Origin of the sequence: Companilactobacillus sp. HBUAS56275 (genome assembly GCF_036913655.1) — a bacterium.
Classification (GTDB): domain Bacteria; phylum Bacillota; class Bacilli; order Lactobacillales; family Lactobacillaceae; genus Companilactobacillus; species Companilactobacillus pullicola.
Genome location: NZ_JAYKKK010000001.1, coordinates 439,754 through 455,620, shown reverse-complemented (window position 1 = coordinate 455,620; position 15,867 = coordinate 439,754). Strand labels below are relative to the sequence as shown.

Here is a 15,867-nt window from a genome sequence, read left to right as displayed (position 1 = left end):
TTCGGCCAAATAAACAGCTTAAATAAACTTAGAAAATTGGCTTTCTTTATTCTGAGAATACTGATAAATTCTAAACATTAAATAGATCGTAGATTAAATTTTGAACCAATAAAGTAAATATGATTTGAATAATTAGGGAGACAGATTATGTGTGGAATTGTTGGTTTTGTCGATGGCAATATTGCCGATAAAAAGCCAGTTTTGAATTCAATGATGGAGGCAATCAGGCATCGTGGACCCAACAGTGCGGGAACACTTCAAGATAAGAATGTGGCGATTGGTTTTAGACGTTTAAGTATTATCGATGTTAATAATGGGATGCAACCAATTTATAACGAAGATAAAACCAAAGCCGTTGTGTTCAATGGTGAAATCTATAATTATGTAGAATTGCGAGAAAAATTAAAAGCTCTGGGACATGTCTTCAGCACCTCAACCGATACGGAAGTATTAGTTCATGGATTCGAGGAATGGGGTATTGATGAACTGTTAAAACGTATTCGTGGGATGTTTGTTTTTATCATCTACGATTTTGAAACAGGGGAAATTACTGGTGCAAGGGACTTCTTTGGTATCAAACCGTTATATTACTACAATCACAACGGTACTTTCTTGTTTGCCTCAGAAATCAAAGCCTTTTTGTGTCATCCTAATTTCAAAAAAGAATTCAATGAAAAATCATTAAAACCATTTCTAACTTTCCAATATTCAGCGACTGATGAAACTTTCTTTAAAAATGTTTATCGAATTCCCGAAGGTCATTATTTTAAATTTAAAAATGGTCATCTAAATATCGTTAAATATTGGGATATGAAGTTTTCCGAAGAGAACTTATCATTGGAAGATGCTGTAGATCAAATTGACCAGGCAATGCACGATTCAGTTAAAAAGCATTCCGTTAGTGATGTGCCGGTAGGGTCATTGTTATCTAGTGGTGTTGATTCAAGTTACGTAACAGCTATTTTTAAACCACAACATACTTATTCAATTGATTTTGATACGAATACCTATGAAGAAGGAAGTGCCGCCTCGGCATTGGCCTCAAAGCTAGGTTTGGAAAATACTAGAGGAATAGTAACTAGAGAAGAAGCCATCAAGGCGATACCATTGATTCAATATCATATGGATGAACCTGATGCCAATCCTTCGTGTGTTCCACTTTACTTTTTGACTAAATTAGCCAGTAAGGATGTTACGGTGATTCTTTCTGGTGAAGGTGCCGATGAATTATTTGCAGGATATGCTAATTATGGTTATCATTCACACTCCAAAGCAGTGCGTGTCTTAGGTGAGAATCTAAAGAAACTGCCCAAAGGGATGAGATATAATTTAGCTCGCGGACTCAAACGAATGCCTAATTTTCCAGGTCGATTGCATTTATATGAATCAACTGCCAAGGCCGAAGAGTTCTTCATTGGACAAGCTAAAGTGTTTAGTGAAACTGAAGCTAAGCACCTCTTAAAACCTGAGTATCATGAGTCAGAGTCAGTTTCAGAAATAGTCATGAAGAGCTATCAAAAAATTGATCCGTCTGAAGATGAAGTTAAGAAGATGCAATATTTAGACTTGCATCAATTCATGGCTAAAGATATCCTTTTGAAGGCTGACCGAATGAGTATGGCCAATTCAACTGAATTACGAGTACCATTCTTAGATACAGAAATGGCTGAAATAGCAGCCAAGATTCCTACTAAACACTTGTTAAACAGCAAGGATAGTAAGTACGCTTTACGAGTTGCTGCGGAAAGAAATCTTCCTAAGGAATGGGCTAAGCGTGAGAAACTTGGTTTCCCAGTTCCAATCAGGGATTGGATCAAGACAGATGATGTCTACTTAGAATTCCGTAAATTGTTCGCATCAGATTTTGCTGCAAGGTTCTTTGACCAATCATTGATCATAAAGATGTTAGACGATTGTCATGAAGGAAGAAACGATGACCGTCGTAAAGTTTGGACAATCTATACTTTCTTAATTTGGTATAAAGTCTTTTTCATTGACGGTGGTAAGAAGCCAGATGTTGATCCACAAGTATTACTGCAAGCATAAACAAAAAAAGTCTAGTAATAATGGAGTTATTATCCAAAATTGCTAGGCTTTTCTTATACGGATTTTTTACAAAAACTATAAACAGCTAAAATAATAAATAGTGAAACATAGATAACATAGCCAATTGAAATTTGAGTCATCGACAGTTGCGTCATTTGATGCAAACTGTGACTTTGAATTTGTTCACCCAGATTCATCATATTTAAAGGATTCCACTTGAGCCAGTCAAATTTAGCAACTAATGCAAGCAGGATTTGGTTGAAAACATTGATGACAAAGTAACCACCGATACCGATAATTAAAGCTAAGTTGGAGTTATTGATCAATGTTCCTAGAAGGATAACTAGTCCCATTAAGAAGAACAATGTTAAGAAATCATTGAGATTGGTTAGTAACCAGGTCTTCATAATTTTATGAGTAAGCTCAACTTTGTTAGCAAAGATGAATTTAAATAGTAAGCTGACCAAGGCATTGCCAACGAAAAGAGCAATGGTAAAACCAACTAGGGTAACTATTTTGCTAGTAATAACCTGAATGTAGGAATATTTTCGATAGAGCAGAGAACGTAAAGTACCGAATTGACGTTCTTGGGTGATAACGGTACTACAGATAGCAATAATGAAAAAAGTAATAGGTACAATAGCTAGATAGTTATTGAGAAATGCATCTTTATCGTTCATGAATTTAGGATATTTCTTAGACATAAAGACGACGAAAAGTTGAAAAATAAATAGTCCTGCTAGAAAAATTTGTGTACCGCGTTGTTTTAAAAGTTTGTAAGATTCTTGTCTGATCAATGTAATCATTCTTGGTCACCTTCACTATCTAAGACCTTCAAGAGTGACTCTTCAAGATCTCCATCTTGTTGTTTAATATCATTAATTGTGATGTTGTTGGACAATAATAACTGTAAAAGTTTGTTAATTGAAAAATTGTCGGTAATAGGAATTTCCAAAGCTGATTTATTTTCAACTTGATAATTATTTCTTAATAAAAGATCACTAGCAAGTTCGTTATTATCAGTTTCAATTAAGTAGAATTTCTTATTGGCTGATAAAAGTTTATCCATAGTCGTTGAAGTAACGATTTCGCCATGATTAATAACGATAACATCGTCAGCGATACGTTGTAATTCACTGAGAATGTGACTGGAAATTAGGAAGGTAACACCATTTTGTTTTTCCTGAACAATCAGATCACGTAATTCTTTAGTGGCTTTAGGATCAAGACCGTTCATCGGTTCATCAAGAATTACGAATTGAGGATTATTCAAAAGTGCTAAACCAACGCCTAACTTCTGTTTCATTCCTAGAGAATAGCTCTTGGTCTTTTGGTCAGCAAAGTGATCCATTTTGAGTTTGCTGATAATATCATTTACTCTTTTTTCGCGGTCTTTACCAGTGGAGAAAAGTCGAAGCTGCTCTCGACCAGTTAGGTAAGGATAGAGTCCTGGATATTCGATCAAGGCACCGACTGTTTGTAGAGGTTGGTGCTGACGTATGGAAACTTCTTTATTATTGATGGTGATTTTGCCGTTGAAGGGCAGAATACCTAGAATTGCTTTCATGATAGTAGTCTTACCAGCTCCGTTAGCACCAATCAATCCGATGATGTGTCCTTGTTGAACCGTGAAATTAATATTCTTTAAGACTTCTTTATTACCAAATGATTTATTTAAATCCTTAATTTTTAAAAGTGTCGTATTCAAAGAGATCCTCTCCTTATTGTTCTTCTGTACCAGTACACTAATACAGTAAAACAATAATTATGAAATATCAACAAAAAGTTACGATTAGTTTTTAACTAATTTAATTAATATAATATTAAAAAGAATGCTACAATTATATTTATATTGATTGAAGGAGCTTTTTATGGATATTTGGGAAAAATTATATTTAGCAGCGAAATCATTGTATAAGCCGGCCGAGTTGAATGATTTTGTCTATGCAAATAACGTCGTCTGCGCCTTAGAGAGTAAATCCGGAAAAATTTACACTGGTTACTGTATCGAAATGGCTTGCGGCACAATAAATCTTTGCGCAGAAAGAGTTGCTCTTCTGAATATGTTACAAGACAGTGGAGAAATGGAAGTCAAACGGATTATTGCGTTTAGAGATACGCCACCGTCAGGATTAGATGGATTGCCTTGTGGAACTTGTCGTGAAACATTGATGGAATTTTCTAGCAATAATAAAGATACAGAAATTATGGTTAACTATGATAAAAGAGAAACTACTACGTTAGAAGAACTGTTCCCTAATTGGTGGGGTGGTATTAAAACAAAATAGAGGCAAATAATGGGATCAAGAGTTATGCATTATTCAATGGCAAAGGTATTGGCTGCTAAATACGGATATAATCAGGAATTTTTATTAGGAAGCATTGCACCAGATGTCAACAAGGATTCTAAGACACCTAAGGCATTGACACATTTCATTCGTGGGAAAAGAAATATTTGTCCTGAGTTATTTTTAAAAGAATATGGTCCGAATTTAACGCAGTTTCAATTGGGATATTATTTACATTTGTTAGGGGACAAACTGTGGTTGGAAACAGTTTTTAGAAAATATATTCTTAACAATAAAAATTATCCTAAAGAAGAATTACTAGAGAAATATTATGCTGATTTTACAGTGCTTAATCCTGATTTGATTCTAAAATACAGTTTATCTGAACCAAATTTATCTTTCCCAATTGTTACTAATATTAAAGAGATTGAAGATACTGATTTGCCATTATTAGTAGCTGAGTTCAAAGAGGATTTTATTCCTGTAAAAAAAGTGTCTTTAAAGGTGTTTGATAAGGATGATATTTATCGATATATAAATGATGGGATCAAACTTTTCGATGCTAAAGTTTCTTCAAGATAATGACAAATTTTGTGTCTTTTAGGACAAAACTAGTTATGCTCCGCGTTAATTTGTAGAATGTAAATGTAGATTGATGAGGCCTCCTTAACACTCATCGATCGAAGAAGTGCGAAAATGAATATTATGTTTTCTCGACACGTGCATTTTATGATTAATTTATTCTTATTGAATATTGTCTAGGGTGGAATCAATGATTATAGTTGTGAATTAATAATTCATTTAAAATGTATGTAATAAAACCTCTAATTACTAAACTATTCACAGTGGTATTTATTTTCAGCGCAATTAAAAATCTCGACCGATTACAAATTGGTCGAGATTTTTTTAGGGATTATTTTATGACTAGTGAAACTTCCAAGAAAAAGGTAACGAAGATCATTTGGATTCTTTGTATTTTAATAATTTTAGGAATGTTAGGCATTCCCAAGCTCTATCAAAATTATCATTCGGCACCGTATTATGGCTCAAACAAAGCGGTGGTGTTGGAAGATGAAAAGACACATCGACTCAATAAGTATCAAAAAAAACAGTTTATTAAAATAGCGAAAAAAACTATTAATCAAGAAGATGAACCGTTTAATTGGCAAAATTGTCGCATTAGTTTACGGAATGTGTATAAATTAAATAATAAAAATGAATATAAATTAATTGTAGAAGTTCAATCTCGCCTTAAGATTAGAATTGTTAATTCGATGACTGTTAAGTTAAATAACCGTGATTTAATCAATCCGTATGATTTCTCCGTAAGAAAGTATACATCGAATTCTGATGATATAAATTGAAGTGAAGATGTAATAAAAATTCGGGCATATATTGATATACTTATAAAATGGAGAAAAACTTATGATAATGTTTATTATTCAATTACTACTGTTCTTTTTATATGCCAAGGAACTTACTAGAAATTTGTGTTTTAAAAGTGCAGATTTATTTTTCTTTTTGGTAACTATACCAGTAACATTAATATTAATGTTATTTGGTCAAGTGATGGCAATAATGGGAATGCTATTGTTATTAATAATTTATCTTTTAATATTGACGAAAAATTTTAAAACATCTATTGCCATTGTTGCAATAGATTATAGTATTGGGGTTTTGCTGGATCATGTAATTGATATTACTATACGAATAATGAAGGTTGCAAATTCTGATTTTTTCTATAACGTTACGATGTTAGTAGCAGGAATAGGTATAGCCGTTGGATTATACTTTTTCCTTCAAAGTGATTTAGAAGGTAATTTACAAAAAGATTATCAATTCTCTAGTACAGAAATAATTTTGACATCTATCATGCTTATCGTAATGATGTTTCTAGTTACCTTTACGGAATCTATGCAGGGAAACGACCTGCAAAATGTTATTTATAATTTTGTAATTATTTTACTTTTTGTCGTCATGTTTATTGTTGTTCACGTAGCCCGAACTAAAACAATAAATAAGGATTTAGAATTACGTGAGCAAAGGATTCGGAATGAAAGTACTAATCGTTATCTGATCCAAATAGAACAGCACTATAACGAATTGCGAAAATTCAGACATGAGTACCAAAATACTTTATTGTCTTTAGAGGAATATTTGAGATCTGATGATATAGAGGGATTGAAGAAATATTACAATACTTCTATCAAACCTATTTCAGTGGCTTTGAATCAAGAAAAATACAAGTTTGAAGACATTAGTCGTGTTGGCAATAAAGAGATTAAGAGTGTCATCTTTAATAAACTTTACGCGGCTCAATTAGACGGAATAAAGGTGTCGTTTGAGGCCAAGAATGAAATTAAGGATTTTTACATGGATTCTTTAGATTTGGCGTTGGCACTAGGTATTATTATGGATAATGCTATTGAGGAAACTAGAGATCAAGAGCATGGAACGATTCAAGTAGGTTTTATCAAAGGTAACACGGAAATTGTAATTATTATCCAAAATTCATTAAGAAAAAATGATATTCCGGTTTGGAAAATGAAAGAGAGTGGATTTTCTTCAAAGGGTTCGAATCGTGGGTTTGGGTTGAAAAATCTAACCGAGATAATCGATCGAAATAACAGGGCAACACTAGAAACGATGAAGCTGAATAATTACTTTTTACAAAAGGTAACGATTAGTACGAAAGGATGATGAGAGTGATTGATATCTATGTTTGCGAGGATGATTCCAAACAGTTGAGTCAAGTTGTTGAGTATATTGAAAATTATCTCTTAATTGAGAATCTTGATATGAAGGTCAGAGTGGCCACGGATAACCCTGATGAGATTTTAGATTATTTGAAGAATACGGAAATCGATAAAAGCTTATACTTCATCGATATTGACTTAGGTGAAGATAATATCAATGGGATTGAACTAGCAAGTGAGATTAGAAAAATTGATTTTGAAGGAAAAATTGTCTTTATCACCAGTCATTCAGAAATGGTTTTTCTAACTTTTAAATATCAAATTGAAGCGTTAGATTTTATCCTAAAAGATTATCCTGAGAAGATTCAAGGTCGCATTATCGAAGATATCGAACTCTGTAACAAACAATTTGAAGAGAGCGCATCCGATAGTGAAGATTACTATCAAATTAAAACGGGTGAATTGATAAGATCGATTAAAGTAAGTGATATCTTGTTCTTTGAAAGTTCGCCAGTACCACACAAAGTGATTGTACATTTGAAGGATGGACAATTTGAATTCTATAGTACGATTAAAAATATTGAAGCCGATAATGAACTATTTTTCAGATGTCATAAATCATATATAGTCAATGTTAATAACGTTGTTTCAGTAAACAGGCATGCTAGAGAAGCTACTATGATTGATGGAGAAAAAGTTCTTTGTTCAGTAATGGGAAGTAGAACATTAGTTAAATTAAAAAAATAAAACGTTGAATTTATCGACGTTTTATTTTTTAATTGTGGTAAATGCTAATAACTAGAGAATTTCTATTTAAATGGATAATATAATCGATACTTCATATAGACTTAAAGAGTGCAATACAGGAAAAACAACGATTTGTCAATCGAGTTTGACAAGTATTTCTAAAAGAATTTTGATTAACGCCTAGGTTGAAAAAATCTGAATTGTTATACTTAATAAATCAAGAGATTATTCGACGGGAGATTAATTAATGATTGAAATTGAGGATTTAAGTAAAAATTACGGGGATAAGAAGGCTTTGCAGCATTTGAATCTCAAAATTAAATCAGGAGAAATCTTCGGATTTTTAGGTCACAATGGTGCTGGTAAATCGACTACAATCAAGAATTTAGTCAGTATTATTGAACCAACCAGTGGAGCCATCAAAGTTGACGGTCTAGATTTACAAGAACATCGCCAAGAAATAAAAGAAAAAGTTGCCTATGTTCCTGATACACCTGATATTTTTCTCCAATTAACGGCGGCGGAGTATTGGGATCTTTTGACATCAGCCTATAGTTTGTCAACGGCTGAAGTAGAGCAAAGACGTCAGGAGCTAGTAGCTTTATTCAATATGTCAGAACATGTCGATGAGACATTAGCCAGCTTTTCCCACGGTATGAGACAGAAGACAATCATAATAGGAGCACTATTGCCTGATCCCGATATTTGGATCTTGGACGAGCCCATGCAGGGATTAGATCCACAGGCGGCCTATGATTTAAAACAATTGATGAAAAAACATGCGGCTAAGGGTAAGACTGTTATTTTTTCAACACACAATTTAGACACAGCTCAACAGCTATGCGATGAGTTAGCAATTTTGAAAAAAGGTGTTTTGATCTATAACGGTTCAGTACAAGATCTTTTAGATCAGAATAATGATGAATCACTTGAAGAAATATATTTGAAAATGGCAGGCCGTCAAAACGGTGCTGAATTAGTTGATGATATTGAAGGTGATATCCATGAATAAGGACCAATTCAAGAATCTGCTAGCCGTTAATTTGAGATTATTGAATCCTCAAGTAACGGATCGTTTGCGTAGAAAAGGTAAGAGTGGTGCCGAGTTAACCAATAGATTGAAAATGCAGTTTTGGCTCAATGGCCTAATATTCTTCCTTATTTACGGAATGGTGATGCTACCAATTAATTTAGCCGAATATCCTAATATGTTCACTTATTATGTTGTTCTGTTTGTTTTATTAGCCATTTCTCAAAGTATCTCTGGCATATACAGCGTGTTCTTTGCTGGCAAAGATTTGAACAATTATTTACCATTGCCCTTTAAGCAAAAAGAAATTTTTCTCAGTAAAGTAACTGTTGTTGCCATTAACGTTATACCGTTTATTTTTCCGTTATTTATAGCTTTCTTTTCAACCGCATGGCATGCTGGGGTTATGATTCCAATTGCACTTTTGTTATCCCTAATAGCCTTTTGTATTGTTCTGACAATAATTTTGTTTGCTTGTGCGATTATTGTTTTTGCTTTAACTAAAACTAGTATCTTTCGTAAACATCAAAAAATAGTTATGAACGGTTTAATGGCGGTTACTTTAGTAATTGCTATGGCCGGAATTCTTTTGGTAAATAATAGTGATTACATGGCAGGGAAGCATCAAGCAATTAATCCAATTATGTTGCCACTTTTTAAAACCTTTGTAGAACCAATTTCAGTAATAAGTCTATTGAATTGGGCAGGGTTAATCATTGTATTGTTGATTTTAGGGTTTATTTTAAAACGTTCGATCTTACCTCATTTGGGTAGTCAATTGACAAGCATTAATTCACAGATGTTGTCGGCTTCTGGTAAACGTAAGCATGTTAATCGGAAGAACCTCAATGCTATTTTGGATGCTTATAATCGCCAAGTATTGAAAGAGTCGAACATGTTGTTGCAGGTACTTGTTAATTCAGTTGCATTACCTTTGATCTTCATCATCACTTTTGCTTTCACACAAATTCCTAACGACTTACCTTTGAAGTGGATGGGAGTTTTCTTCGTGGGTGGATTAGCCTTTAGTACTTTTACAACTAATTCAACGGCAGTAGTCGCTAATATGATTTCTCTAGATCGAGGTAGTTTAGAATTTGTCAGTTCATTGCCGATATCAATGAAACAGTATTTGAAACGTAAGTTTCTTTTAGGTTTTGTTTTTCAGCTGGTAATCAATTTGGCATTGATCATAGTAATGATAATTGTCTGGAGATTGAACCTTTACTTGTCTTTAGCTATGATTCTCAGTACTATCTGGGGAACTTATCTAATTAGTTTGTACTATTTTAGTCGAGATTATCGCTTGCGTATAACAAATTGGACTAATGTTACAGAGTTATTTAATCGGGGCGGCGGGAACATGGCAATTGTTTTGAAGATGCTAATCGTCATGATTCTTAGTGTTGGTGTCATAGTGCTTTATAGCTTTTTAATTGGTACTGGTAAGCCAGCAGTTGTAGTTAATGGTATAGTTGCCTTTCTAATAATTGCTTTATCATTTATAATGGTAGAACATTACCGTCAGAAGTTTTGGCAAAAATTTGAATAAGGGGATAAGGCCATGTTAAGAGCAATCGTTATCGGTAGTCCAGGTTCTGGCAAGAGTACTTTTGCCCGTAAATTACGTGAGAAAACTGGATTGCCATTATATTATTTAGATATGTTGTGGCATAAGTCAGATCAAACGACTCATACTAAAGCGGAATTTGATGAAGCATTGCAACATATTTTGCAAAAAAATAAATGGATCATTGATGGAAATTATCAAAGAACTATTGAACAACGATTAAAGTATTGCGATACAGTCTTTCTTTTGGATTATCCGGTGGAAGTCTGTTTGGAAGGGGCACAGTCACGAATAGGTAAGACACGTGAAGACTTACCATGGACAGAAACTAGTTTTGATCCCGAATTCAAACAATTTATAGAGAATTTTTCTCAAGACGAATTGCCTCAAATTTATACGTCAATCAACAAGTATAAGGATGAGGTAAACGTGGTTATCTTCAAATCACGTGCTGAGGCTAATAATTATTTAGACCACATTTGAATAATGTGGTTTTTTTATTGCTATAAATCATATATACAGTTACACTGTATATAGTTGAACTGTATATAGAGAGGAGATTACTCTATGCGAAATAAAAATTTACCTCTAACCGAAACAGTTTATTATATTTTGTTAGTTCTAAACCATCCACTCCATGGGTACGGTGCAATTCAAGAGATTGATCAGTTAAGTAATGGGGATGTCAAAATAGCTGCTGGAACTATGTATGGTGCTATTGAAAACCTATTAAAACTACGATGGATTAAAGAAGTCCCCAGCCAAGACAAACGTCGGCGAGTTTATCAAATAACTGAAGATGGTAAGAATATTCTGAGTTTAGAAACACAAAGAATGCAGCAACTAGTTAAAGTAGCAAATAAATTTGGATATTAGAGGTCAATTGTGATGAGAAAATTTAAATTATTTCTATCTTTAAAAGCAGAAGAAAAATGGATTAATCTAGTTCAGGAAACGGGTTATCGTTTAGTTAAGGTCAATCCGTTTTTACATATTTATACATTTAAAAAATTAAATTCGGAATCGGATTTTAATCCATATACGCGCATCGATTTTCACAACGAAAATATGAATACTAATAAGTACTTAGACTATGTAACAATGTTTTCAGATAGTGGTTGGAAATTGGTGTATGGAAGTCGTCATGGTGGGGCACAGTATTTTCAACAAAAGAATGCTCAATCACCGAGAGATATTTTTTCAGATCTAGAGTCTAAAAATTTACCACGAAAGCGATTCATGGATTTTGCGATAACTTATGCAATCTTATTTTTTGCCGATCTTTTTGTTCTTATACAAGCAGGATATTTCAGCTGGAGAAATTTATTCGATCTTAAAAATTGGTATTTAACACCAGGTCTATGGAATATGCAGGGAAGTATGTTTTGGAAAGCTTTCTTATTTGAAACGCCATTTGCTTTGCTACGGTCAGTCTTTTTCTTATTCTTTTTGGCTATGGGGATCTATTATATTTTAAAAGCTATCGTAAATGGTAATGATGTTAGAGACAGTTTAATTAATAACAAGTAAATTAATGTAAAGATATTAATTGATAAGTTAGTATCTTTGAAAAAACGCATACAAGTGTAGTTTAATTAATAGTAGGAGGAATTTATTATGCAATTTAAGACATTAAGTAATGGTGTTTCAATTCCTATGCTAGGTTTTGGAACTTATCGTATTGACAACGCTGATATTCCAGCTGCTATCCAAGGTGCTTTGGATGCCGGTTACCGTCATTTTGACTGTGCACACATTTATGGCAATGAAGCTGCTATTGGTAAAGCCTTTAAGGACGCTGGCGTTAAGAGAGAAGATCTCTTCATCACATCAAAGGTTTGGAATGCTGACCAAGGTTACGACAAGACATTGGCTGCTTTTGAACAAACACTAAAAGATCTTCAAATGGATTATCTAGATCTTTACCTAATTCACTGGCCAAATGAAGAAGACTTCAATTTGACATTGGATACATGGAAAGCTTTGGAAACACTTTATGATCAAGGTAAAGTTAAATCTATTGGTGTATCAAACTTCTCTGAGAAACAACTTAAAGAAGTCTTCGACATGGCAAAAGTTAAACCTATGGTTAACCAAATCGAACGTCACCCATACAAGACACAAGTTGAATTGGGTAAATTCGATGAGGAAAATGGTATTGTTAACGAAGGTTACTCACCAATTGGTCACGGTCACTTTATTCTTGAAGATCCAACAATTAACAAGATTGCTCAAGCACACAACAAGACAGCTGCTCAAGTTGTATTGCGTTGGCACATTGACACAGGATATGTTGTCTTTCCTAAGTCATCAAAGGTTGCTCGTGTGAAGGAAAACTTTGATATCTTTGATTTCAGTCTTACAGATGATGAAATTGAAGCTATCAACGGTTTGAACAAAGATGAACATCTTAACTATGATAAATAAGTAATTCAAAATAGCTCTCGAATACTACACGAATGAAAAAATTTGTATAGTGTTTGAGGGCTATTTGATTTGTGCTATCATGAAAAGATGATTTCCACAGAGGGAGAAGTTATGGCAATTAAATTAGTAGCATTTGATATGGATGGAACCTTTTTAAATGATAACAATACATACAATCACCAACGTTTTAGTAAAATTTTTCAGCAGTTACGAGCTAAAAATGTTCGCGTAGTAGCGGCCAGTGGTTCACAATATCAGCGTTTGCAGGATCAATTTTCAGAATTCAAAGAGGAAATGGACTTTGTTTCTCAAAATGGTGCTGCCGTTTATAGTAATAATCAGCCACTATTAATTCGTGCTATGCCGCAAGAGGCCGTTACGGCTACTTTGAATGTAATCAATCAACAATTTGATGCGACTGATATTGTTGAACATTTAGTAGTTGGTGTTAAATCAGCTTATGTTGACCAATCAATTTCTCAGGCTTCATATGATTTGACTTATCATTACTACAATCATTTGCGACGAGTTACGGACTTAGCTACGATCACACCACAACGCCTGCAAGATCAAGTTACGAGTATTGGAGTGACCTTTGGTGAGCATGTGGACTTTGATGTCATGATGAACAATTTACGTCAATCATTGCCAAGTGGTCTCTCAAGTCAAACTTCGGGTTATAACACGGAATTAATTAGTGAAAGTACCGTTAACAAGGCCGCTGGTCTGCACGAATTACAGGATAAATACAATATTGCCGATGATGAGATCATGACTTTTGGCGATAACGAAAATGACCTAGGGATGTTGACATTGACGCCTTATGGTTATGCGATGGATAATGCAGTTGCTTCAGTCAAGGCACAAGTCGATCACTTCACCGATTCTAATAATGATGAGGGCGTTCTCAATATTTTAGAGCAAATAATATAGCAATACTATTTGTAAATTTTTATAAGAAATTCGAGCTACTCTATTTTTGTGTAACATGAGATAATATCGCGCAAGGATGGAATAAAAAAATGAAAAAAATACTCGTAGTTTTAATTGCTTTAATATTTGTTTTACCCTTAGCTGCTTGTCAAACTTCAGCAGCAAACTCCAGCAATACTAGTGATATCAAGAGAAACGCTAATAGTTGGAATAAAGTGATAAAAGATTTGGAAGTTGTCACAACCGATAATACTGGAAATGATCGTGGACTAATAGCACGTTCAATGAAAGAATTAAACGGTGCTAACCAGTCAGTGATCCAGGGAACAGTATATAATTTGTCAAAATTGAATAATCCTAATAACGCTGCTTATACCAAAGCAACAATCGTGGTTGATAAAGTTATTAATGGTAAGAAATCTTTAAAGGGTAAGAAAATTACTCTCGTATTGAACGGTGGGGTGACTACTACTAACCGTTGGTACAAAGATCAAAACCAGACCAGAGAAGCAGAGCACGACATCTTAGTACAGTACTCTCAAGCTCCGTTACCTAAAATTGGTTCTAAGATAATTGTCGGTATTTCACCTATAGAAAAGAAAGAACCAACTACTTATATGCAGACAATCAAGCAAAATAAATTAGCAAGATCAACTACTTATGATTTGAACATGCCAGCGTTTAACTATTGGATCAAAAATTCTGATGACAAAGATTATCATTTAAATAATCCTCAAGCTGATGCCAGATTGAAGGCTAATCCCAAGATGGCTAAGGATATTAAGAACTTAACCGATGAATTGAATCAGAAGTATAATAAATAAAATTAGAATCTAGTCATGATATTGACTAGCTATCTTCCATATTATGCGAATCGCATGTTTAATCTAACAAGACCGATTTTTTGAATGCTATCGGCCCTTTTATTGCGAGTCTAAGTGAGTTGCTCTAAGTGCGAGAATATTAGATAGAGCGCCACTTGAGCAGGCTCGGTTTTGTTAGGAATATGTTAATTGTAAAAAATTAGTAAACCAACTGCAGAGCTATCTTTGCGGTTGGTTTTTGTTTTATAATGAGCAAAATAGTTTAAAAAATAGTTAATTTATGGTATTTTAATTCGATTTAGTTTTCCTAAATTCAGTAAAAACTTCTTTGACAACACATTAAAGTTGTTGTTAACTAGGTTGATTGGAATTAACAGATAATATTTTTATAAATGAGGATGGAATGAATGAAGTTTAAATCAATCGATAATATGGTCTTTGTAGGGATGCTCCTGATATTGATTTATCAGTATACTTTATTGTATTTGAGTGTCATTGATGGATCATGGTTGAACTTTCTGATGGTTTCGTTGGTGTTTATTTTGGGATTGCTCTTAGGACGAACGACTTACATCATCCTAGGAAGTGTTTTGTCCTTTGTTAGTATGTGTGCTGGCGGTCTAATGTTAATGATCCCTTATACAAGGGAATTATACTTATGGCCAGCAGTAGCATTATTGACAATTACACCATTAACTACCTATTTAATGTACTTATTAGATCATCAATTGCTGAAAAGAAAAGCGTTAGCAGCAGAGTTAGCTCAACTACAACAAGAGAAACCTGACTTAGAGGTAATTACAGGTGCTCTGAATTCACGGGCTTTGAATATTGCAGTAGCTAGGGAATTGAAATTAGTTTATTACCATGAGGAAGATTATCGTTTTACTCTAACAATGGTCAAAATTGATTTCCTAGAGAATATTGTTAATTACTTAGGTAATCAAAAGTTTAATCAACTTTTACGAGCTACGGCGGAACATTTAGGTGGGATGTTATTTACCGTTGACCACTTATACTATATCGGTGCGGGGAGATTTGTTATCCTGTCACCAATGTTAGGAGCTGATAATGCTCCAATTATGAAAGAAAAAATTAAGAATCATATCGACGATATTGCTGAGGAATTTGGATTGGCTAGAAATGCATTAGTTTTGAGAATGGGACAAATAACTTATTCTAGTCAAGATCGAGTTAAGAACCGTAACGTAGAGGACACGTTGACACAATTGGAACGTAGTGCAGAAACCGATATTGTTAAAGAATACCTATAGAGGGAGAAATGAATGGTCTTAGGAAGTTTAAA

Annotated in this window: 17 protein-coding genes; 15 read left to right on the top strand and 2 right to left on the bottom strand. The window is 33.8% G+C overall.

Going from position 1 to position 15,867, the window contains the following annotated elements:
• The first annotated feature begins 147 nt into the window (after positions 1-147).
• Entirely contained in the window at positions 148-2,046 is a 1,899-nt protein-coding gene (gene asnB / locus U8526_RS02105) for an asparagine synthase (glutamine-hydrolyzing) (protein WP_334340318.1), read from the top strand.
• Positions 2,047-2,099: 53 nt separating this feature from the next.
• Here asnB and U8526_RS02100 read toward each other — a convergent pair whose 3' ends face one another.
• Both U8526_RS02100 and U8526_RS02095 read right to left on the bottom strand, forming a co-directional pair.
• Entirely contained in the window at positions 2,100-2,852 is a 753-nt protein-coding gene (locus tag U8526_RS02100) for an ABC transporter permease (RefSeq protein WP_334340317.1), read from the bottom strand.
• On the bottom strand, positions 2,849-3,754 hold the full coding sequence (locus U8526_RS02095; protein ID WP_334340316.1) for an ATP-binding cassette domain-containing protein: 906 nt from the start codon (positions 3,752-3,754) through the stop codon (positions 2,849-2,851). Before U8526_RS02095 ends, U8526_RS02100 begins: the two co-directional genes overlap by 4 nt.
• Before the next feature lie 163 nt (positions 3,755-3,917).
• Between U8526_RS02095 and U8526_RS02090 the strand changes: the two genes are divergently transcribed.
• The 14 genes from U8526_RS02090 (at position 3,918) to U8526_RS02025 (ending at position 15,835) form a co-directional block, all read left to right on the top strand.
• Positions 3,918-4,334: a cytidine deaminase family protein gene (locus tag U8526_RS02090; RefSeq protein WP_334340315.1), complete on the top strand. Its 417-nt coding sequence runs from the start codon at positions 3,918-3,920 to the stop codon at positions 4,332-4,334.
• Positions 4,335-4,370: 36 nt separating this feature from the next.
• Positions 4,371-4,916 carry a hypothetical protein gene (locus tag U8526_RS02085; RefSeq protein WP_334340314.1) on the top strand — a complete coding sequence of 182 codons (546 nt, stop codon included), beginning with the start codon at positions 4,371-4,373 and terminating at the stop codon, positions 4,914-4,916.
• 338 nt (positions 4,917-5,254) lie between these two features.
• Positions 5,255-5,698 (top strand): hypothetical protein, encoded by a 444-nt coding sequence (locus U8526_RS02080; protein WP_334340313.1) that lies wholly within the window; start codon positions 5,255-5,257, stop codon positions 5,696-5,698.
• A gap of 61 nt (positions 5,699-5,759) precedes the next feature.
• Positions 5,760-7,034: a sensor histidine kinase gene (locus tag U8526_RS02075; protein WP_334340312.1), complete on the top strand. Its 1,275-nt coding sequence runs from the start codon at positions 5,760-5,762 to the stop codon at positions 7,032-7,034.
• Between the two features lie 5 nt (positions 7,035-7,039).
• Positions 7,040-7,777, top strand: a complete 738-nt coding sequence (locus tag U8526_RS02070) for a LytR/AlgR family response regulator transcription factor (RefSeq protein WP_334340311.1) — start codon at positions 7,040-7,042, stop codon at positions 7,775-7,777.
• Positions 7,778-8,024: 247 nt separating this feature from the next.
• Positions 8,025-8,789 (top strand): ABC transporter ATP-binding protein, encoded by a 765-nt coding sequence (locus tag U8526_RS02065; protein WP_334340310.1) that lies wholly within the window; start codon positions 8,025-8,027, stop codon positions 8,787-8,789.
• Positions 8,782-10,359, top strand: coding sequence for an ABC transporter permease (locus tag U8526_RS02060; RefSeq protein WP_334340309.1), 1,578 nt, complete (start codon positions 8,782-8,784; stop codon positions 10,357-10,359). The genes U8526_RS02065 and U8526_RS02060 overlap by 8 nt, the downstream gene beginning before the upstream one ends.
• Before the next feature lie 12 nt (positions 10,360-10,371).
• Positions 10,372-10,860 (top strand): adenylate kinase, encoded by a 489-nt coding sequence (locus U8526_RS02055; RefSeq protein WP_334340308.1) that lies wholly within the window; start codon positions 10,372-10,374, stop codon positions 10,858-10,860.
• An 84-nt stretch (positions 10,861-10,944) separates the two neighbouring features.
• Positions 10,945-11,253, top strand: coding sequence for a PadR family transcriptional regulator (locus tag U8526_RS02050; protein ID WP_334340307.1), 309 nt, complete (start codon positions 10,945-10,947; stop codon positions 11,251-11,253).
• A 12-nt stretch (positions 11,254-11,265) separates the two neighbouring features.
• The gene (locus tag U8526_RS02045) at positions 11,266-11,907 is read left to right on the top strand and encodes a DUF2812 domain-containing protein (protein WP_334340306.1); all 642 of its coding nucleotides are present in this window, start codon (positions 11,266-11,268) and stop codon (positions 11,905-11,907) included.
• An 87-nt stretch (positions 11,908-11,994) separates the two neighbouring features.
• Positions 11,995-12,804: an aldo/keto reductase gene (locus tag U8526_RS02040; RefSeq protein ID WP_334340305.1), complete on the top strand. Its 810-nt coding sequence runs from the start codon at positions 11,995-11,997 to the stop codon at positions 12,802-12,804.
• A gap of 111 nt (positions 12,805-12,915) precedes the next feature.
• Positions 12,916-13,737: a Cof-type HAD-IIB family hydrolase gene (locus U8526_RS02035; RefSeq protein ID WP_334340304.1), complete on the top strand. Its 822-nt coding sequence runs from the start codon at positions 12,916-12,918 to the stop codon at positions 13,735-13,737.
• 89 nt (positions 13,738-13,826) lie between these two features.
• A complete protein-coding gene (locus U8526_RS02030) occupies positions 13,827-14,561 on the top strand; it encodes a hypothetical protein (protein WP_334340303.1) in 735 nt (244 codons plus the stop codon).
• A gap of 407 nt (positions 14,562-14,968) precedes the next feature.
• Entirely contained in the window at positions 14,969-15,835 is an 867-nt protein-coding gene (locus tag U8526_RS02025; RefSeq protein WP_334340302.1) for a diguanylate cyclase domain-containing protein, read from the top strand.
• Positions 15,836-15,867: the final 32 nt, after the last annotated feature.